Source organism: Serratia sp. 506_PEND, assembly GCF_001076875.1.
GTDB lineage: Bacteria > Pseudomonadota > Gammaproteobacteria > Enterobacterales > Enterobacteriaceae > Serratia > Serratia marcescens.
In genome coordinates, this window is the sequence record NZ_JVEL01000296.1 from 11,469 (window position 1) to 29,540 (window position 18,072).

Annotated in this window: 20 protein-coding genes; 12 read left to right on the top strand and 8 right to left on the bottom strand. The window is 62.1% G+C overall.

The window, feature by feature from the left end:
- The first annotated feature begins 80 nt into the window (after window positions 1–80).
- The gene (gene sfnG / locus ADK28_RS07815; protein WP_033638838.1) at window positions 81–1,175 is read left to right on the top strand and encodes a dimethylsulfone monooxygenase SfnG; all 1,095 of its coding nucleotides are present in this window, start codon (window positions 81–83) and stop codon (window positions 1,173–1,175) included.
- Window positions 1,176–1,177: 2 nt separating this feature from the next.
- Here the strand turns inward: sfnG and ADK28_RS07820 are convergent, their stop codons facing one another.
- The 3 genes from ADK28_RS07820 to ADK28_RS07830 are packed head-to-tail and all read right to left on the bottom strand — an operon-like array spanning window position 1,178 to window position 3,694.
- Window positions 1,178–1,867, bottom strand: coding sequence for a trehalose-6-phosphate synthase (locus ADK28_RS07820; RefSeq protein WP_016929237.1), 690 nt, complete (start codon window positions 1,865–1,867; stop codon window positions 1,178–1,180).
- A 13-nt stretch (window positions 1,868–1,880) separates the two neighbouring features.
- A complete protein-coding gene (locus ADK28_RS07825) occupies window positions 1,881–2,291 on the bottom strand; it encodes a GNAT family N-acetyltransferase (RefSeq protein WP_033631690.1) in 411 nt (136 codons plus the stop codon).
- A gap of 32 nt (window positions 2,292–2,323) precedes the next feature.
- On the bottom strand, window positions 2,324–3,694 hold the full coding sequence (locus ADK28_RS07830; protein WP_048795357.1) for a glutamine synthetase family protein: 1,371 nt from the start codon (window positions 3,692–3,694) through the stop codon (window positions 2,324–2,326).
- Window positions 3,695–3,930: 236 nt separating this feature from the next.
- Between ADK28_RS07830 and ADK28_RS07835 the strand changes: the two genes are divergently transcribed.
- The gene (locus ADK28_RS07835) at window positions 3,931–4,248 is read left to right on the top strand and encodes a hypothetical protein (protein ID WP_048795358.1); all 318 of its coding nucleotides are present in this window, start codon (window positions 3,931–3,933) and stop codon (window positions 4,246–4,248) included.
- Here the strand turns inward: ADK28_RS07835 and ADK28_RS07840 are convergent.
- The 4 genes from ADK28_RS07840 to ADK28_RS07855 all read right to left on the bottom strand — a co-directional run bounded on the left by ADK28_RS07840 (window position 4,239) and on the right by ADK28_RS07855 (window position 7,063).
- Window positions 4,239–4,634, bottom strand: coding sequence for a hypothetical protein (locus ADK28_RS07840; RefSeq protein WP_048795359.1), 396 nt, complete (start codon window positions 4,632–4,634; stop codon window positions 4,239–4,241). The two genes, ADK28_RS07835 and ADK28_RS07840, sit on opposite strands and share 10 nt — an antisense overlap.
- A 27-nt stretch (window positions 4,635–4,661) precedes the next feature.
- Window positions 4,662–5,051: a hypothetical protein gene (locus ADK28_RS07845; RefSeq protein WP_048795360.1), complete on the bottom strand. Its 390-nt coding sequence runs from the start codon at window positions 5,049–5,051 to the stop codon at window positions 4,662–4,664.
- Window positions 5,051–6,055 carry a hypothetical protein gene (locus ADK28_RS07850; protein ID WP_048795361.1) on the bottom strand — a complete coding sequence of 335 codons (1,005 nt, stop codon included), beginning with the start codon at window positions 6,053–6,055 and terminating at the stop codon, window positions 5,051–5,053. The genes ADK28_RS07845 and ADK28_RS07850 overlap by 1 nt, the downstream gene beginning before the upstream one ends.
- A gap of 108 nt (window positions 6,056–6,163) precedes the next feature.
- Window positions 6,164–7,063 carry a LysR family transcriptional regulator gene (locus ADK28_RS07855; RefSeq protein ID WP_048795362.1) on the bottom strand — a complete coding sequence of 300 codons (900 nt, stop codon included), beginning with the start codon at window positions 7,061–7,063 and terminating at the stop codon, window positions 6,164–6,166.
- A 168-nt stretch (window positions 7,064–7,231) separates the two neighbouring features.
- Here ADK28_RS07855 and ADK28_RS07860 point away from each other — a divergent pair, with 168 nt between their 5' ends.
- From ADK28_RS07860 to ADK28_RS07890, 7 genes are all read left to right on the top strand, one after another.
- Window positions 7,232–7,930 (top strand): CoA transferase subunit A, encoded by a 699-nt coding sequence (locus tag ADK28_RS07860; protein ID WP_004933280.1) that lies wholly within the window; start codon window positions 7,232–7,234, stop codon window positions 7,928–7,930.
- An 11-nt stretch (window positions 7,931–7,941) separates the two neighbouring features.
- Complete coding sequence (locus ADK28_RS07865; RefSeq protein WP_015376496.1) at window positions 7,942–8,595, top strand: CoA transferase subunit B; 654 nt, start codon at window positions 7,942–7,944, stop codon at window positions 8,593–8,595.
- A gap of 14 nt (window positions 8,596–8,609) precedes the next feature.
- Entirely contained in the window at window positions 8,610–9,794 is a 1,185-nt protein-coding gene (locus tag ADK28_RS07870; protein WP_048795374.1) for an acetyl-CoA C-acetyltransferase, read from the top strand.
- A gap of 18 nt (window positions 9,795–9,812) precedes the next feature.
- Window positions 9,813–10,736 (top strand): 3-hydroxyacyl-CoA dehydrogenase family protein, encoded by a 924-nt coding sequence (locus ADK28_RS07875; RefSeq protein ID WP_033638825.1) that lies wholly within the window; start codon window positions 9,813–9,815, stop codon window positions 10,734–10,736.
- Window positions 10,737–10,781: 45 nt separating this feature from the next.
- On the top strand, window positions 10,782–12,173 hold the full coding sequence (locus tag ADK28_RS07880; protein WP_033638824.1) for a GntP family permease: 1,392 nt from the start codon (window positions 10,782–10,784) through the stop codon (window positions 12,171–12,173).
- A 12-nt stretch (window positions 12,174–12,185) separates the two neighbouring features.
- Window positions 12,186–12,956, top strand: a complete 771-nt coding sequence (locus ADK28_RS07885; RefSeq protein WP_048795363.1) for a 3-hydroxybutyrate dehydrogenase — start codon at window positions 12,186–12,188, stop codon at window positions 12,954–12,956.
- A gap of 369 nt (window positions 12,957–13,325) precedes the next feature.
- On the top strand, window positions 13,326–14,462 hold the full coding sequence (locus tag ADK28_RS07890; RefSeq protein WP_033638822.1) for a porin: 1,137 nt from the start codon (window positions 13,326–13,328) through the stop codon (window positions 14,460–14,462).
- 38 nt (window positions 14,463–14,500) lie between these two features.
- Here the strand turns inward: ADK28_RS07890 and ADK28_RS07895 are convergent, their stop codons facing one another.
- The gene (locus ADK28_RS07895; protein ID WP_004933266.1) at window positions 14,501–15,322 is read right to left on the bottom strand and encodes an AraC family transcriptional regulator; all 822 of its coding nucleotides are present in this window, start codon (window positions 15,320–15,322) and stop codon (window positions 14,501–14,503) included.
- A 120-nt stretch (window positions 15,323–15,442) separates the two neighbouring features.
- Between ADK28_RS07895 and ADK28_RS07900 the strand changes: the two genes are divergently transcribed.
- From ADK28_RS07900 to ADK28_RS07910, 3 genes are all read left to right on the top strand, one after another.
- Window positions 15,443–15,820, top strand: coding sequence for a hypothetical protein (locus tag ADK28_RS07900; protein ID WP_016929221.1), 378 nt, complete (start codon window positions 15,443–15,445; stop codon window positions 15,818–15,820).
- Between the two features lie 10 nt (window positions 15,821–15,830).
- Window positions 15,831–16,706 carry a helix-turn-helix domain-containing protein gene (locus ADK28_RS07905; RefSeq protein WP_033638820.1) on the top strand — a complete coding sequence of 292 codons (876 nt, stop codon included), beginning with the start codon at window positions 15,831–15,833 and terminating at the stop codon, window positions 16,704–16,706.
- 229 nt (window positions 16,707–16,935) lie between these two features.
- Window positions 16,936–17,856 carry a L,D-transpeptidase family protein gene (locus ADK28_RS07910; RefSeq protein ID WP_033638819.1) on the top strand — a complete coding sequence of 307 codons (921 nt, stop codon included), beginning with the start codon at window positions 16,936–16,938 and terminating at the stop codon, window positions 17,854–17,856.
- Window positions 17,857–18,072 lie beyond the last annotated feature (216 nt).

The window sequence follows — 18,072 nt, forward strand, 5'->3', positions numbered from 1 at the left end:
ACAAGATTTTCAATATTTGTAAATCAATAATGGTTATATGCGCGCCGCATCACGGCGCCAACGAGCAGAGGGAGAGAAGCATGTCAGCAACAAACCACTCGCAGCAGCCTATTCAGTTCGCCTACTGGGTGCCGAACGTCTCCGGCGGCCTGGTGATCAGCAACATCCCGCAGCGCACCGGTTGGGACATCGGCTACAACCGCAAGTTGGCGCAGATTGCCGAGCGCGCCGGTTTCGACTACGCGCTCACCCAGATCCGTTTCACCGCCGGTTACGGCGCCGACAACCAGCACGAGTCGGTGTCGTTTTCGCAGGCGCTGCTGGATTCCACCGAGAAGCTGAAGGTGATCGCCGCGCTGCTGCCGGGGCCGTGGAACCCCACGCTGGCGGCCAAGCAGATCGCCACCATCAGCCACCTTTCGCAGGCGCGCATCGCGGTCAATATCGTCAGCGGCTGGTTCCGCGGCGAGTTCAAGGCCATCGGCGAGCCGTGGCTGGACCACGAAGAGCGCTACCTGCGTTCGGAAGAGTTTATCCGTTGCCTGCGCGGCATCTGGGCCGAGCCCAGCTTCAGCTTCGCCGGCGATTTTTATCGCTATCGCGACTACTCGCTAAAGCCCAAGCCGCTGGATCCGCTGCCGGAGATCTTCCAGGGCGGCAGCTCGCGGGCGGCGCGCGACATGGCGGCGCGGGTTTCGGACTGGTATTTCACCAACGGCAATAGCGTGGAGGGCATTCGCCAGCAGGTGGACGATCTGCAGACCAAGGCCAGGGCCAACCAGCACCGGGTCAAGGTGGGGGTGAACGGCTTCGTCATTGCCCGCGATACCGAGCAGGAAGCGCAGGCGGTGCTGCAGGAGATTATCGATCACGCCAACCCGGAGGCGGTGCAAGGATTCGGCCACGAGGTGAAGAACGCCGGGGCGGCTTCGCCGGAGGGTGAGGGCAACTGGGCCAAATCCTCGTTTGAGGATCTGGTGCAGTACAACGATGGCTTTAAAACCAACCTGATCGGCACGCCGCAGCAGATCGCCGAGCGCATCATCGCGCTGAAAGACGCCGGGGTGGATCTGATGCTGTTGGCGTTCCTGCACTTCCAGGAAGAAGTGGCGTTCTTCGGCCGCGAGGTGATCCCGCTGGTGCGAGAACTGGAGCGCCAGCGGGCGGCGGCCTGAGTTCAGTAAACCTGCCTGGCGTTGATGCCGGCGGGGAAAATGCCGGTGGCGAAAATATGCCCGTTGGCCTGGATCTGGTCGTCGGGCAGCATCTCCAGCGGGAACTCGCCTGACAGGCAGCTGAGAAAGGCGTTGCGATCGTCCGTGGTGGTAAAGCCGATCAGATCGTAGAACAGCAGCGAAGCGATCAGCTGGCGATGTTCCGGGATGCGCCGCAGCAGCGCCGCCGACGGGAACGGCAGGTGGAAGAAGAACGCGCAGGCATTCAGCAGCCCCTGCTCCTTCAACGCCTGGGCGCAGGGCAGCAGCTGGTAGTCGTCGATACAGACGATGTCGCCCGGGCACAGGTGCTCGCAGGCGATATCGGCGAAACGGCAGTTCAGCTGCCGGTAAGCGCGGTAGTTTTCCGGCGTGAAGTGCGCCTTCTCCGGCTGGTTGTGGAACACCGGCCACAGGCCGTCGTGGTAGTAGCCCTGATAGTGGCGGCGAAACTCCTCGATCGACAGCGGGAAGGTCACCTGATCGTAACCGGCGCGTTGGCGGCAACTGATCGGGCGCTGCGCGAAATTCTGCACGTCGCCGTTCCAGCCGAGCCACAGCCCCGGTTCGGCGTCGGCCGCCAACGTCCGGCCGGCGCAGGCCAGATCCTTGCCGTCGCACTGTTTGTTGGAAATCAGCACCAAACGAGACATCGGGTTCTCCTTATCAGTGCAGGGCGCGCGGGGCGTGCGCCGCGCAGTCGGCGCGCCAGGGCGCTTGCAGCGCGGGCAGCGTGACGCGCAGGCCGCGCAATGCCGGATGCGCCAGGCAGCAGCGCGTCAGCCAGCTTCCCAGCCCGACGCCGCGGTATTCGGCGCTGACGAACAGCTCGCTCACCGAGGCGAAGGTGGCGTAATCGGTCACCATACGGGCGAAGCCGAGCTGGTGGCGTTTGCGGTACAGGCCAAAGCACAGGCCGTGGCGCGCCAGGCGCTCCGCCGCCGCCCGATCCGGCAGGCTGAGGAAACGCTGGATCGCCTCGATATCCAATAACTGCCGATCGGTGCTGATATGAAAAACGCCTTTGCGCCAGCAGAGCAGCGGCTGTACGGGGGCCAATTGCGGTTGCATGTTCATGATTATCCTTAGGTTAACGAATCAGTGGACGGTTACAGCATCCAGCCGAGTTCGGCGGCGGTGACCTGTTCCTCGAAGCGGCGCAGTTCGGCGCTTTTGCAGGTGTGCCACAGGGTGCAGAACGCCGGGCCGAGCAGCTCGCGCAGCGGATCGCTGTGGCGGAACAGCGCCAGCGCCTCCTGCTGGCCGAGCGGCAAGGGGGCGGCGTTGTCGCTTTCGCAGCCGTGGGCGGCGGGCGGCAGCGGCAGCGGGTGTTCCAGCCCGTGCAGCAGGCCGCCGAGCATCACCGCCAGCGCCAGATAGGGGTTGGTGTCGGCGCCGGCCAGGCGGTATTCGATACGCTGATTGGCGCTGTCGGCGCAGGGCAGGCGCAGCGCCACCGTGCGATTGTTGTGGCCCCAGGAGGCGCGCAGCGGCACGTGCATGCCGGGGCGGAAGCGGCGAAACGCGTTGATGTTGGGCGCCAGGATCGCCATCGACGCGGGCATCAGCGCCAGCATGCCCGCCATCGCCTGCTGCATGTTGTCGCTCAGTTCGCCCGGCGCGCCGGTCAGCAGGTTCTCGCCGTGCTCGTTCTGCAGGCTGATGTGAAAGTGCAGTCCGCTGCCGGCGGCATGGGCGCAGGGTTTGGCCATAAAGCAGGCGTGCTGGTGATGCTGCTCGGCAATCTGCCGCGTCAGGCGTTTCAGCGCCATGATCTGGTCGCAGGCTTCCAGCACGCGCCGGGTGTGATGCAGGTTCAGCTCGTACTGGCCGGAGGCGGCTTCGGCCACCACGCCGGTCAGCGGCAGGTTTTGCAGCCGCGCGTGCCGTTCGATGTCGCTCAGCAGCGCATGGTGGCGCTCGGGCGCATCCACCGCGAAGCTCTGCGTCGGGCAAGCTTCCGCCTCGGCGGGGCGCAGCGGATCCTGCAGGTAGAACTCCAGCTCGGCCGCCACCACCGGGAAGCAGTTGCGCTCGTGCAGGCGCTTCAGCACCCGTTGCAGCACCACGCGCGGCTCCAGCTCGCAGGCGCCGCCGTCGGCGTTTTGCATCGTCAGCAGCAGCTGGGCGTGGCGTTCGGGATCGCGCGCGCAGGGGCGCAGCGTGCCGGGCACCGGCAGGCACAGTCGATCCGGCTCGCCCGCCCGTTGCCCCAGCCCGCTTTCTTCAATCACCCGGCCGTGCAGATCCAGGGCGTAGATCGACAGCGGGAAGTAGCAGCCTTTTTCGAGGCCAAAGGCTTCGGCGATCGGCAGGCGCTTGCCGCGCAGCTGGCCGTTCAGATCGTGCAGATAAATATCCAGCTGTTCGGTATCCGGATAGCGCTGCAGGTAGTGTTCCAGCTCTTTGCGGAAGGTGCGTGTCGGCGATGCGGGCAGCTCCGCCAGCAGAGGATTGAACCCGATGATATTAGAATGCATGGCGCGCTCCAGAATGAAGACCGGTCACGGCCAGAGGCAGGGATAAACGCATGAGACAACTCTCTTGTGAGGCCATAGCGGCGATGTGAAAAGGGTATCTGCGGCGGCAAAAACTGTCTGTAAAAACGCCGTAACGTTAACGGGGCGCGGAATAAAAATGCCGTAAAGAGCGCGGCGGGTTGGCCGGGTCGGCACGGTCTATACTGGCGAGACGGGCCGTAGAAGGAGATATAACGATGAAGAGAATAGGGCTGCTTATCGCCGCGCTGGCCGCGTTCCACGCCACCGCGTCTTCCCCACAGGCGTGGGCCGAGAGCGAACGGGCGATGCGCGCCGCCTGCCTGAAAGCCAGCGGGCTAAAAAACGCCAGGGTGGAAGGGGAGATTATTCACTACGGTGATGACGTCGGCTATTCGGCGCTGTTTATCGGCGGGCGCTACCCGCAGCCGTTTATGAAAAACCAGCCGGGCAGGGAGCTGTGCTTATATCAGCGCGCCACGCAGAAGGCGGCGGTGCAGGCGGTGGAGGGGAGCAACGGGTCTGCTCAACCTTGATGTTTGATGAGATAAATAAAAATACAGCCCACGGCGGTAATAATTGCCTCTACGAGCAAAAGTATAAAGTCCATCGCCAGCCACTTCTGTAGTTCAGGAGAGGCGGTTTTTTGCACGAAATCGTAGGTTTTCGCATCGAGCCAAACTTGATCCCTTATTTTTATTTTTTTCCTCTTCAGGATCCAAAGAAACCACTGTGCCTTCAATGAGGTACCTGGCATGCCGAGGCTATCGGCAATTGCGACGTGAGCAGGGAAAAAGTGGCCCTGTTGGGTATAGCGTTGATAAAAAACATCAAACTCGCGTTTATAGCGACGAGAGTAAATATATTGAGCAAGCCAACAAACTAAGAGCAGCACGGCTGCAATAAGTGATGCTGTTTTCATAAGCCATCGGCTAAGGTTCAAGGGGTGTTATGTCTTACTCAAAAAAGCAAAGATACACATCAACGCCAAACACCCCATTTTCAACACGCTTAATATGAAGTCTTTTCGAATCCAGCTCTTCAGATGTTGAGATGTGTTTTCATTCACGAATTCGTAGGTTTTTGGGCTCAGAAAAGCGTTTTTCCCTATCTTTATTTTTCTGCCATTCAATACCCAACGGAACCATTGTGCTTTGATAGACACACCGAGCAAACCAAGGTTATCCGCGAAGATGACGAATGGAGGCAAGGGATGGGCGCTTTGTACATAACGTTGATAGAATTCAGAAAATTCGTCTTTATAGCGCCGATAGTAAAGGTACTGCACCAGGGCGCTAATCAATGTCAGAGTGAAGAACAGGACGATAGCGATTTTCATTATTCACCAAAAATGAAACCAGTAATGCTGTCGGCGGCTACACCGCCACCCCAACTGCCAGCTGCGCCACCCAGAGCAGCGCCTGCTATACCACAAGCTAAAATACCGGTACCAAATGTGGAGGCGCCTAAGACGATACTACAAGCCGTCATTGCTAACATTGCACCGCCTTCACCCCCCCAAATCCCCGCCGCAGTACTTGCCGCAAAATGACTGTATCCCTTCACCGCAATCTTGGCGCACTCCTGTTCGCGACCGGTGGTGCAGGCGTTGTAGACGTCGTTGGTGGTATTCAGCCCACTCAATCCGATGCCGATCCAGCCGCCGGCTTTCATAAACTTGGCCGCCCGGCTGGCGCTGTCGACGTAGTTCGAATAACCCTTGATGGCGCCGACGCCGGCGGTGCTCCATTCATGCACCAGCGATTTACTGGAGAGCCCCAGCGCGTGTTTGATTTGCGCATACTCTTTCATATTGAGTTGAGCACGAGTAAGGCGATTCAGTAACGGTTTTAATGTACCGAACAGGCGCGCTCGTTCCACCTGAAACTGGGTGCCAATCAACGCGCCACTCGTGCGGAACTGATTTTGGTAGGTTTTTTCAATCTCGACCAGGATATTTTTGATCTGGCTGAAGTAGCGTTCTCCGGCATCCGAAGCCAGCCCGACGACCGTTTCCCCATAGCTGGTGAAGGCGGCGATAGCGGCGTAATTGCGGTGCAAGAAGGTGGAGAAATCGCTGTCACCGGCTTTCACCGCTTTGCTGGTGCGGCTCTTGGCCTGCATCAGGGCGGCGATCTGCGTAGATTGATTATGATTGCGCGGATCGGCGACGATCAGCATTTGCCCCGGTTGAACCAGCGGCGTATCGGCATTGAGCTGCATAAAAAAGCGTGCCGCTTCCGATGGCTTGCCACCGAACAGGTAGTTGGCGTGGAAGGCGAGCGGGCCGGTTTGTTGGGCGATGCAATAGCCCGGTGCGATGCTGTTGGACTTCTGTTCCATGTCGAAAAACCTCCTTATTTTTAGGAAACTTAACATTTTCTACAGGGTGGTAACAGGTTCTGGCTCACGCTCTCGATCGGAGAATCATCTGAAAATGCTGGTGCCGCCTTACCCGCCACTCCCCGCCATCTCCCGTTCGATCACCGTCGCCAGCGCCTGCGCGGCGGAAGAGAGCTGATGCTGCGCCAGGCGGATCAGGCCCACGCGCCGTTCGATGATCGGGCCGATCAGCGGCACGCAGACCGCCCCCAGCTCATCCATCTGTCGCTCGCACAGCGCCGGCACCGCGCTGGCGCCGAGGCCGTTGGCCACCATGCGCCCGACCGTCACCAACTGGTGGCTTTCAAACGCCACCTCCAGCGTTCGCCCGCTGCGGGCCAGCTCCTGCTCCAGCAGCAGCCGTACCGCCGATGGCCGCTGCAGGGTGATGAAATCCAGCGTCAGCAGCTCCTTCCAGCTGACCTGCGCCTTGCGCGCCAGCGCCGAATCCTTCGGCACCACCGCCAGAAAGCGATCGCGGCACAGCGGGGTAAAGTGCAGGGTGTCGCTCGGCTCCGGCTCGAAGGCGATGCCCATCTCCACCCGGCCTTCGCGGATCATTTCAAATACCTGCTCGTTGATGACGTCGTGCACCGCCACGTTGATGCCGGCGTAACGATCGCGAAACGCCTTGAGGATCGGCGGCAGCAGGTTGCCGGCGAACGACGGCATGGCGGCGATCGCCACCTTGCCCATCTGCAGGGTGAAGCGCTGGCGCATAGCCTCTTCCGCGTTGTCCCAATCCGCCAGCAGCTGGCGCGCCATCGGAAAGAAGGTTTCCCCCTCCGGTGTCAGCGTCACCCGACGGGTGGTGCGCAGCAGCAGCGGCCCGCCCAGCGCGTCTTCCAGCCCACGGATCGCCAGGCTGAGCGCCGGCTGAGAAATATTCAGCCGCTCGCTGGCCTGGGCGAAATTCAGAGTGTGAGCTACCGCTAAAAACGCGCGTAACTGTTTGATGCTCATTTTCATTTTGGTTGGCGTTAACTCTTTGTTAATTGTCGGTTAACGACTGATTAATAAAAATTCTAAATGAATGCGGCATAAAAACAAAATTAACAAATCATTTTTGTGACCTGAAGATGCCCTCACGCAAGCCAGGGCATTTCGCCCTGCGCCGCAACATGCAGAGGCAACGATATGGCAGGGCTCGACAAACGCGTCGGCAGCTACCAGGAAGCGCTGGCAGGCCTGACGGACAACATGACGGTGCTGGCGGGCGGCTTCGGCCTGTGCGGCATCCCGGAAAACCTGATCGAAGAGATCCGCCGGCGCGGCGTGCGCGGGTTGACGGTGGTCTCCAACAACTGCGGCGTCGACGGGTTCGGCCTCGGGCGGCTGCTGGAAACCCATCAGATCCGCAAGGTGGTGGGATCTTACGTCGGTGAAAACGCGCTGTTCGAGCAGCAGGCGCTCAGCGGCGAGCTGGAGGTGGATCTCACGCCGCAGGGCACGCTGGCGGAGAAGATCCGCGCCGGCGGCGCCGGCATCCCGGCGTTCTTCACCGCCACCGGTTACGGCACGCCGATCGCCGAAGGCAAAGAGGTGCGCGAGTTCAACGGCCGCCCTTACATCATGGAAACCGCCATCACCGGCGATTTCGCCATCGTGAAAGGCTGGAAGGCCGATCACTTCGGCAACGTCATCTACCGCCACACCGCGCAGAACTTCAATCCGCTGATGGCGACCGCCGGGCGCATCACGGTGGTGGAAGTGGAAGAGATCGTGGCGCCGGGCGAGCTGGATCCGGCGGCGATCCACACCCCCGGCATTTACGTCGATCGGCTGATCCAGGGCACCTTCGAGAAGCGTATCGAACAACGCACCCTGCGGGCATAAGGAGAATTCGCATGCTTACCCGTGAACAAATGGCGCAGCGCGTGGCGCAAGAGTTGAGGGACGGTTACTACGTCAACCTGGGCATCGGCATCCCGACGCTGGTGGCCAACTACGTGCCGGCGGGCATGGACGTGATGCTGCAGTCGGAAAACGGCCTGCTGGGGATGGGCGAGTTCCCGACCGAGCAGCAGCTGGACGCCGACATGATCAACGCCGGCAAGCAGACGGTCACCGCGCGCCTCGGCGCGTCTATTTTCGATTCGGCGCAGTCGTTCGCCATGATCCGCGGCGGCCATGTCGATCTGACCGTGCTGGGGGCGTTTGAAGTGGACGTCGAGGGCAACATCGCCTCGTGGATGATCCCCGGCAAGATGGTCAAGGGCATGGGCGGCGCGATGGATCTGGTGGCGGGGGCGGAGAACATCATCGTGGTGATGACCCACGCCGCGAAGGGCGGCGAGTCCAAGCTGCTGCCGCGCTGTACGCTGCCGCTGACCGGCGCCCGCTGCATTCGCAAGGTATTGACCGATCTGGCCTACCTGGAAATTGAAGACGGCGCCTTCGTGCTGCGCGAACGCGCGCCGGGCGTCAGCGTGGCGGAGATTGTCGCCAAAACCGCCGGCCGGCTGATCGTGCCGGAGCAAGTGCCGGAAATGCGTTTCTGAAACGGGAGGTGAATGTGCAACAACGTGAAGTGGTGATCGTGGCGGCGACGCGCACGCCGGTCGGCAGTTTTCACGGCGCGCTGGCGCCGCTGACGGCGGTGGAACTGGGCGCGGCGGCGGTGCAGGGGCTGCTGGCGCAAAGCGGCGTGCCGCCGCAGCAGATCGATGAAGTGATCCTCGGCCAGGTGCTGACCGCCGGCTGCGGGCAGAATCCGGCGCGCCAGACCGCGCTCAACGCCGGGCTGCCCGTTACGACGCCGGCGCTGACCATCAACAAGGTGTGCGGCTCCGGTTTGAAGGCGGTGCATCTGGCGGTGCAGGCGATCCGCAGCGGCGACGCCGAGGCGGTGATCGCCGGCGGCCAGGAAAGCATGAGCCAGTCGCCTTACCTGATGGCCGGCGCGCGCGCCGGTCTGCGCCTCGGTCACGCGCAGATGGTGGACAGCGTGATCCACGATGGCCTGTGGGACGCGTTCAACGACTACCACATGGGCATCACCGCCGAGAACCTGGCGGAGAAATACGCCATCAGCAGAGAAGAACAAGACAGGTTCGCGCTGCGTTCGCAGCAGAAGGCGCAGGCGGCGCAGCAGGCCGGGCGTTTCGCGCAGGAGATCACGCCGGTGACGGTGCCGCAGCCGAAGGGGGAGGCGCTGAGAGTTGAGCGCGACGAACAGCCGCGCGACACCAGCCTGGAGGCGCTGGCGCGGCTGCGTCCGGCGTTTCGCAAGGAGGGCTCGGTGACCGCCGGCAACGCCTCGTCGCTCAACGACGGCGCCGCCGTGGTGTTGCTGATGAGCGCGGAAAAAGCCGCTGAGCTGCGCTTGCCGGTGCTGGCGCGCATTGCCGGTTACGCCTCGTCGGGCGTCGATCCGGCGATCATGGGCATCGGCCCGGCGCCGGCCGCGCGCCGCTGCCTGGAAAAAGCCGGTTGGCGGCTGGAGGAAGTCGATCTGATCGAAGCCAACGAAGCCTTCGCCGCGCAGGCGCTGGCGGTGGGTAAAGAACTGGGCTGGGAGGCGGAGCGGGTCAACGTCAACGGCGGAGCGATCGCGCTGGGGCATCCGATCGGCGCCTCCGGCTGTCGCATTTTGGTGTCGCTGCTGTACGAAATGCAGCGCCGCGGGGTGAACAAGGGGCTGGCGATGCTGTGCATCGGCGGCGGGCAGGGGGTGGCGCTGGCGGTAGAGCGCCCGTAAACAACCGAGGAGGGCACCATGCAGTCATCTGACTATGCGGTATTGGGCGCCGGGCTGATGGGGGTGGGCATCGCCACCCACTTTATTCGCCACGGCCATGAGGTGCTGCTGTATGACCCGGATCCGCAGCGCCTGGCGGAAGCGCCGGCGGTAGCAAGCGGCATTCTGGCTGAGCTGAGCGACGTCGGGCAGTTTGATCGCGGTGAGCGCGACGTGGCGCTGGCGCGCCTGCGCGTGACCGGCAATCTGAACGACGTGGCGCGCGCCCGGCTGCTTATCGAGGCGATCCCGGAACGGCTCGAGCTGAAGCACGCGCTGTATGAGCAACTGGAGGGGCTGATCGCCGACGACGCGGTGATTGCCAGCAACACCAGCGGCCTGCCGCCGGACGAGCTGGCGGCGCGCATGACCCATCCGCAGCGGCTGCTGATCGCCCACTTCTGGCACCCGCCGCACCTGATCCCGCTGGTGGAGATCGTGCCCGGCCGCGCCACCGATCCGCGCCATCTGGCGGCGGTGCAGGCGCTGCTCGGCGGGATGGCGCTGGAGGCGGTGCTGCTGGAGCGCGCCGCGCCGGGGTTTGTCGGCAACCGGCTGCAGTTTGCGGTGCTGCGCGAGGCGCTGCACATCGTCCACAGCGGCATCGCCAGCGCGGAGGTGGTGGATCAGGTGATGCGCGCCTCGCTGGGGCGGCGCTACGCCATGGTCGGCCCGCTGGAGGCCGCCGACATGACCGGGTTGGCGACGGTGGCGGACATCGCCCGCCACCTGTTCCCGGAACTGGCGACCGGCGACGAGATGATGGCGCTGGTAGAACAGCGGCTGCAGCGCGGCGATAGCGGCCAGCGCAGCGGCCGGGGATTTTATCTTTGGGATGAAGCCCGCAGGGAACGCATTCAACGGCGACGGGCGCATCAGCTGCGCTTTGCGCTGAAACCGTAATTTCGCACGCCGTACCTGACAATAACAACGATAGCGAGGTGCCCGATGAGCGTTTTAATTGCCCTGGCAGCACTGGGATTACTGATGCTGGCCGCCTACCGCGGCTACAGCGTGATTTTGTTCGCCCCGATCGCCGCGCTGGGCGCGGTGCTGTTGACCGATCCCGGCGCGGTGGCGCCGACCTTCACCGGGCTGTTTATGGAGAAGATGGTCGGCTTCGTGAAGCTCTACTTCCCGGTGTTCCTGCTGGGGGCGGTATTCGGCAAACTGATCGAGCTGTCCGGCTTTTCCCGATCGATCGTCGCGGCGGCGATCCGCATTCTCGGCCGACGCCACGCCATTCCGGTGATTGTGCTGGTATGCGCGCTGCTGACCTACGGCGGGGTGTCGCTGTTCGTGGTGGCGTTCGCGGTCTATCCGTTCGCCGCCGAGCTGTTCCGCCAGAGCGGCATCCCCAAGCGGCTGATCCCGGCCACCGTAGCGCTCGGCGCCTTCTCCTTCACCATGGACGCCTTGCCCGGCACGCCGCAGATCCAAAACATCATCCCGACCAGCTTCTTCGGCACCAACGCCTGGGCCGCGCCCTGGCTGGGGCTGATCGGCTCGCTGTTCATCATCGCGGTCGGTTTGCTGTATCTTGAACGCCAGCGGCGCAACGCGCAGTTGAAGGGGGAGGGTTACGGCACCGAGCTGCTGAACGAACCGGAAACCCCGGACGACATCAACCTGCCTAACCCGCTGATCGCCATCTTGCCGTTGATTTTGGTCGGGGTATTCAACCTTGGCTTCACCCATTGGATCCCGCAGTGGTACGGCGCCAGCCACGATCTGACGCTGCCGGGGCTGGCCAAGCCCATCACCACCGATGTGGCGAAGATCACCGCCATCTGGGCGGTGGAAGCGGCGCTGGTGTCGGGTATTCTGCTGGTGGTGGTGTTCGGCTTTCGCAATATTCGCGGCCGGCTGGCGGAAGGCAGCAAGACGGCGGTCGGCGGCGCGATCCTGGCGGCGATGAACACCGCCTCCGAATACGGCTTCGGCGCGGTGATCGCCGCGCTGCCGGGCTTTTTGGTGCTGTCGCAGGCGCTGTCGGCGATCCCCAACCCGCTGCTGAACGAAGCGATCAGCGTCACCCTGCTGGCCGGCATCACCGGTTCGGCCTCCGGCGGCATGAGCATCGCGCTGGCGGCGATGGCCGATAACTTCGTGGCCGCCGCCCATGCGGCACACATTCCGCTGGAGGTGCTGCACCGGGTGGCCTCGATGGCCAGCGGCGGCATGGACACCTTGCCGCACAACGGCGCGGTGATCACCCTGCTGGCGATCACCGGCCTCAGCCACCGGCAGGCCTATGGCGGCATCTTCGCCATCACCCTGATCAAAAGCGCCGCGGTGCTGTTCGTGATCGGCGTGTTCTACCTGACCGGCATTGTTTAAAGGAGCGATACCATGAGTGTACAAGGCAAAACCGCGCTGGTGACCGGCTCGACCAGCGGCATCGGCCTCGGGATAGCGTCCGTGCTGGCCGCCGCCGGCGCGCGCGTGATCCTCAACGGCTTCGGCGACGTGGAGCAGGCGCAAATGCAGGTCGCGCGGCTGGGCGCCGCGCCGGGGTATCACGGCGCCGATCTCGGCGATGCGGCCCAGATAGCGGACATGATGCAGTATGCCGAGCGTGAGTTCGGCGGCGTGGACATTCTGGTGAACAACGCCGGCATTCAGCATGTGGCGCCGCTGGATCAGTTCCCGGTGGAGAAATGGAACGCCATCCTCGCCATCAACCTGTCGGCGGTGTTCCACACTTGCCGATTGGCGCTGCCGGGGATGCGCGAGCGCAACTGGGGGCGCATCATCAACGTGGCGTCGGTGCACGGGCTGGTGGCGTCGAAAGACAAGTCGGCCTATGTGGCGGCCAAGCACGGCGTGGTGGGGCTGACCAAGACGCTGGCGCTGGAGACCGCCCGCACGCCCGTCACCTGCAACGCCATCTGCCCCGGTTGGGTGCTGACGCCGCTGGTGCAACAGCAGATCGACAAGCGCATCGCCGCCGGTGCCGATCCGCAACGGGCGCGCGATGAGCTGTTGGCGGAGAAGCAGCCTTCGCAAGCGTTCGTCACGCCAGAGCAACTCGGCGAGCTGGCGCTGTTCCTGTGCAGCGATGCGGCGGCGCAGGTGCGCGGCGCCGCCTGGAACATGGACGGCGGCTGGCTGGCGCAGTAGTGAGATTTTACCCGGAGCGCGCAACGCGCTCCGTCGTTATTTCCCGCCTTTAATTAATTCCCTCGCGTGACGGTTTACCTGCGGCAATAATATTTATTTGTTATTTGCTATCTTTATTTCCAGATAATCACGAAGGGTTATTTTGGGTGAAGCGTGCGGATTGGTTTATTTCGTGCTGCGATTATTACATTGTTTTTCTTTGTGTTACAGATGAACATGTTTTTGCTGAAATTAAATCCAACCTGAAATAATGGCAGGTTATGGCGTGAATTTTTATATCTTGCGTGCGATGTTCACATCGGTTAATTATTTCTACGTGGCTTAAGACCACCGCGTTTATAACAATAATTTTTTCGGGCAGGGGTAATAATGAGAAAAAATACAACGCCAATATTCATTGGCGGCGTCTTGCTGTCGGCGTTATCCGCCGGCGCACAGGCCGAGATCACCATTCTGGATAAAAACCCGCAGAGCAATGTGTTGCTGGCGCCGCTCAGTTTAAAGGTGGGCGGCAGCATTCGCCCCGAGTGGATCTTCAATAACGGCCCGGAGCCGGGCTATGACAAAAACGGCCACGACGGCGGCACGCGTTTTCGCTTCAGCGGCGATTATGCGCTGACGCAGGACACTTCGATCATCGGCTATTACGAGTGGGGCGTCGATCTGGCGCACGCGCTCAGCTGGGACGGGCATTATAACGAAGACGGCAAGCGCGACTATCAGCGCCAACTGTACGCCGGTTTCAAGGACGATCGTTACGGCACCCTGACCTATGGCCATCAATACGGCATCTATTATTCGGTGGTCGGCATTAAAAGCGACGTCTGGGATAACGATGGCCATGCGGGCGGCACCGGCATCGGCATTTCCGGCGACTATGACGGCGGCAATAAACCGAAAAACAGCATCAAATACACCAATGATTTCGGGCCGGTCACGCTGTACGCCAACTATTTATTGCCGGAAGACGATCTGCACACCGCGGATAATCTGATTTACCGCCGCAAGGGCGGTGGCGGGCTGGGCTTCGATTATAAGGTGACGAAGGATTTCACCTTCAGCGCCGCCTACAGTTATACCGACGCGAAGATCAAAGACAATCTGTACCACGAACAGGATTATCACCAGCAGTTGTCCGGCACCGCGTTGACCTGGCAGCCGAACAACTGGTACATCGTCGGCACCGCCAGCTATTACAAAGATTATGTGCCGAGCACCCGCCAGCGCACGCTGTCGCACTTCTTCGCCGGTGACGGCTACGGGCTGGAAGGCTTCGTCGGTTATACCTTCAATATCGACAAGCCGTTCCTCAAATCCGTCCAGCCTTATGTGGCGGCGGACTCGCTGCGGCTGAAGGGAGACGAGGCGTATCACGCCAACCACGTCTATCTTGGCGCGGGCACCACCATCGGTTACGGTCTGTCGGTGTATGTGGAGCGCACGCTGGCCAACAGCAGCGACAACGAGCCGGATTCCACCTGGATAACGGTGTTCTACGACTTCTGATTTTCACCTGCTCCAAGCCGGCGCTTGCGCCGGCTTTTTCACATGGTGATCGCGCCGCCCAGGGTCTCTCCAGAGGCGTTGCGCTCCGCCAGGTAGCGCGCCGGCGGTTTGCCCACCGCCTTTCTGAACATGGTGACGAAGCCGCTGGCGCTCTCGTAGCCCAGATCCAGCGCCACCGTCTGTACGCTCTCGCCCTGCGTCAAGCGCTGCAGCGCCAGCATCACGTGCAACTGGCGCCGCCAGTGGCCGAAGCTCATGCCCATCTGCTGTTGCAGCGTGCGGCTGAGGGAGCGTTCGCTCATGCCGATGCGCTGCGCCCACTGCCCGAGGGTGGATTTGTCCGCCGGGCTGCTCAGCATGCCTTCGGTCAACTGCCGGATGCGCGCATCGTCGGACACCGGCAGATGCAGATTCTCGATCGGCGCGGCCGCCAGCTGATCCAGCAATACCGCCGTCAGACGCCCTTCGGCGCCCTGTTCGTCGTAAAGCGGCTCGAAGGTGCTGGCCTGCAGCAGCAGCTCGCGCAGCAGCGGCGAGACCGACAGCGTGCAGCAGCTTTGCGGCAGGCCGGCGGCGGCATGTTGATCGACGAACAGGCAGTAGGCCTCGGTGGAGCCGGCGCCCTGGGCGTTGTGCAATACGTTGCCCGGCATCCACAGCGCGCACTGCGGCGGCACCAGCCACAGCCCGTTTTCCACTTCGCAGCGGATCATGCCGCGCACGGTGTAGATCAGTTGCGCCTTCCGGTGGCGGTGCGGCTCGACTTCCCAATCCTGTTCGAGGGTCGACCCCTGCAGGGCAAACAGCGGGCGCGGCACTTGATCGATATCCAGACAGTGGCGGGGGATCTGTACTTTCATGAGAATAGTTCTCAATTTGGCGGAATTGAAAAGTATTATGTCCTGATTGCGCAATGCGGTCTAGCGCCGGTGCCGATAAAGTAAGCGCCAGTCCTAAACCCTTTCGCGAGGAAACTGATTATGTCATTGGATACCGCCGATTTTCCGCTGGTGTGGATGCGCCGAAACGGGCGCGATACCCAGGCCGAGCTGGCCGAATTCAGCGCGCTGCTGGCGCGCGCCGAACCTTTTGTTCTGATCACCGACCGCAGCGTCGGCGATGAAGAAGAAGAACATGACCGCGATGCTCGCACCCAGGTGGCGCTGTGGAAACGCGATAACCGCGAGGCGCTGAAGCGGTGGGTGAAAGGCATGATTATGCTGGAGCCGGACGACGCCAAACGCGCGGCGGCGGAAGAATTCGCCGAATACGGCGCCAAATTCTGGGGCTATCCGGTGCTGGTGGCCGCCAATGAAGCCGCAGGCCGGGTATTGGCGCAGACGTTATTGATCAAATAAGGGGAACACCATGCACCAGCAACAGGTGATTGAACAGCTGCTGGCCTGGATCGAGCAGAGCCTGGATCAGCCGCTGACGCTGGACGACATCGCCGCCAAGTCCGGCTACTCCAAATGGCATTTGCAGCGGATGTTCAAGCAGCATACCGGCCATATTCTCGGCACCTACGCGCGCCGCAGAAGGCTGACCGCCGCCGCGCGTGAGCTGCGCCTGACCGGCACCAGCGTGGCCTGCATCGCCGATACTTACCAGTTCGATTCGCAGCAGACCTTCACCCGTTGCTTCCGCAAGCAGTTCGGTCTGCCGCCGGCCAGCTATCGTCGCAGCCAGGATTGGTCGAGCTATGGCCTGCAGCCGCCGCTGCGCCTGACCGAAGCGCCATTGCCGCAGGCCGATATCGTGACGCTGCCCGCCATGCAGTTGGTGGGCCATACCCAGCGCCGCAGTTTTACCCTGGGGCAACTGGCGGCCTCCAAGTGTGAGCTGCGCCGCCACGCCTGGCGGCAGTTGCTGCAGCCGCAGGCGCTGCCGGAGGTAGTATACGGCCTTACCAGTCTGGAAGTTGACCGGCGCCGCCGGGGCAGCCCGCGCATGGCCTACACCGCCGCTCTGCCGGACGAAGGGGCGCCGGGAGAGCGGGTGACTATCGAGCAGGGCGAGTATGCCCGTTTCACCTACCAGGGACAGGCGGAGGGGTTACAAAACTTTATTGTCCGGCTGTATGACACCGCCATGCCGCAGATGAACGCCATCCGCCGGCCGGGGCAGGATATCGAGCGTTTCTACCCGGCGCAGGAGGGCAGTTGCCCGCTCGGCGGCGCGGCGATCCGCTGTGAATACCTGATCCCGATACGGCGGGTGGAAGCGTTGGCCGCCGCCAGCTAGGCGGCGGTTCTCGCAAAAAATCGCCTTCGTGGCGCGTAAGGTTACAAAAAATTGCGATATTACATCGGTAATGGTTCACACTTTGATTGATGTGCACATATAATGCGCATCCGGTCCAATCCCCCTGTTTTTCAGGCCGCAGCGTGTGGCTGCCGGCTGAAACTCATCGGGGCGAAGTGGCCGTAGAAACCGATATCCCTAATCGCCAGTGGCCTTGACCAACACGAAGATGAAAATGAGCATTCGCGCGTTATTAACCCTGTTTACGGCACTGGTTGCATTCAGCCAGGCTGCCTTCGCCGTCGTTTACCCGCTGCCGCCAAAAGACAGCCGTTTGGTGGGCGAGAATATCCAAATCACCGTACCGGAAGACAGCAAACTGCCGCTGGAGAGCTTCGCCGCCCAGTATCAGATGGGGCTGAGCAACATGCTGGAGGCCAACCCGGGCGTGGATCCGTTCCTGCCGAAGGCCGGCAGCACCCTGACTATCCCGCAGCAGCTGATCCTGCCGGACGCGCCGCGTGAAGGCATCATCATCAACAGCGCCGAAATGCGTCTGTACTATTACCCGAAAGGCTCCAACACCGTGGTGGTGCTGCCGATCGGCATCGGCCAGCTGGGTAAAGACACCCCGCTGAACTGGACCACCACCGTGCAGCGCAAGAAAGACGGCCCGACCTGGACGCCGACCGCCAAGATGCGCGCCGAATACGCGGCTGACGGCGAGATCCTGCCTGCGGTGTTCCCGGCCGGCCCGGACAACCCGATGGGGCTGTATGCGCTGTATGTCGGCCGCCTGTACGCCATCCACGGCACCAACGCCAACTTCGGCATCGGCCTGCGCGTGAGCCACGGCTGCGTGCGTCTGCGCGCCGACGACATCAAGTATCTGTTCGAAAACGTGCCGGTCGGCACCCGCGTGCAGTTCATCAACGAACCGATGAAAGCCTCCGTCGAACCGGACGGCTCGCGCTACGTGGAAGTGCACAACCCGCTGTCGGCCAACGAAGAGCAGCTGCAATCGAAAGATCCGGTGCCGTTGACCATCTCCGCGCCGGTCGGCAAAGTGCTGATGGACGCCGGCGTCAACCAGAGCGAAGTGGACGCGGCGATCAAGGCCCGTTCCGGTATGCCGGTGAAAGTGAACTGATCGCCTCGGGCTCAGTGACAATGCCAAGAAGACGCCTGCGGGCGTCTTTTTTTGTGCTTGTAAAACATGTTGTTGCGTGTGCGTTCGCAATGATGCCCTCAGCGTTGCACAGAAAGAAGTCATGATGCGCGCCATCATGCAAATCGGGTTTCCCATGGTGGCCATCATCGACGTTTGAGGTGATGCTGGCGAGAAGGAATGCTCTGGAAAAGTGTT

Bases quoted from the DNA above. Each gene is read 5' to 3' on its own strand.
- ADK28_RS07860 (WP_004933280.1), top strand. From the start codon at position 7,232: ATGGCAGGGCTCGACAAACGCGTCGGCAGCTACCAGGAAGCGCTGGCA.
- ADK28_RS07895 (WP_004933266.1), bottom strand. From the start codon at position 15,322: ATGAAAGTACAGATCCCCCGCCACTGTCTGGATATCGATCAAGTGCCG.
- ADK28_RS07830 (WP_048795357.1), bottom strand. From the start codon at position 3,694: ATGCATTCTAATATCATCGGGTTCAATCCTCTGCTGGCGGAGCTGCCC.
- ADK28_RS07905 (WP_033638820.1), top strand. From the start codon at position 15,831: ATGCACCAGCAACAGGTGATTGAACAGCTGCTGGCCTGGATCGAGCAG.
- ADK28_RS07820 (WP_016929237.1), bottom strand. From the start codon at position 1,867: ATGTCTCGTTTGGTGCTGATTTCCAACAAACAGTGCGACGGCAAGGAT.
- ADK28_RS07840 (WP_048795359.1), bottom strand. From the start codon at position 4,634: ATGAAAACAGCATCACTTATTGCAGCCGTGCTGCTCTTAGTTTGTTGG.
- sfnG (WP_033638838.1), top strand. From the start codon at position 81: ATGTCAGCAACAAACCACTCGCAGCAGCCTATTCAGTTCGCCTACTGG.
- ADK28_RS07890 (WP_033638822.1), top strand. From the start codon at position 13,326: ATGAGAAAAAATACAACGCCAATATTCATTGGCGGCGTCTTGCTGTCG.
- ADK28_RS07845 (WP_048795360.1), bottom strand. From the start codon at position 5,051: ATGAAAATCGCTATCGTCCTGTTCTTCACTCTGACATTGATTAGCGCC.
- ADK28_RS07910 (WP_033638819.1), top strand. From the start codon at position 16,936: ATGAAAATGAGCATTCGCGCGTTATTAACCCTGTTTACGGCACTGGTT.
- ADK28_RS07865 (WP_015376496.1), top strand. From the start codon at position 7,942: ATGCTTACCCGTGAACAAATGGCGCAGCGCGTGGCGCAAGAGTTGAGG.
- ADK28_RS07825 (WP_033631690.1), bottom strand. From the start codon at position 2,291: ATGAACATGCAACCGCAATTGGCCCCCGTACAGCCGCTGCTCTGCTGG.
- ADK28_RS07885 (WP_048795363.1), top strand. From the start codon at position 12,186: ATGAGTGTACAAGGCAAAACCGCGCTGGTGACCGGCTCGACCAGCGGC.
- ADK28_RS07855 (WP_048795362.1), bottom strand. From the start codon at position 7,063: ATGAAAATGAGCATCAAACAGTTACGCGCGTTTTTAGCGGTAGCTCAC.
- ADK28_RS07900 (WP_016929221.1), top strand. From the start codon at position 15,443: ATGTCATTGGATACCGCCGATTTTCCGCTGGTGTGGATGCGCCGAAAC.
- ADK28_RS07835 (WP_048795358.1), top strand. From the start codon at position 3,931: ATGAAGAGAATAGGGCTGCTTATCGCCGCGCTGGCCGCGTTCCACGCC.
- ADK28_RS07880 (WP_033638824.1), top strand. From the start codon at position 10,782: ATGAGCGTTTTAATTGCCCTGGCAGCACTGGGATTACTGATGCTGGCC.
- ADK28_RS07875 (WP_033638825.1), top strand. From the start codon at position 9,813: ATGCAGTCATCTGACTATGCGGTATTGGGCGCCGGGCTGATGGGGGTG.
- ADK28_RS07850 (WP_048795361.1), bottom strand. From the start codon at position 6,055: ATGGAACAGAAGTCCAACAGCATCGCACCGGGCTATTGCATCGCCCAA.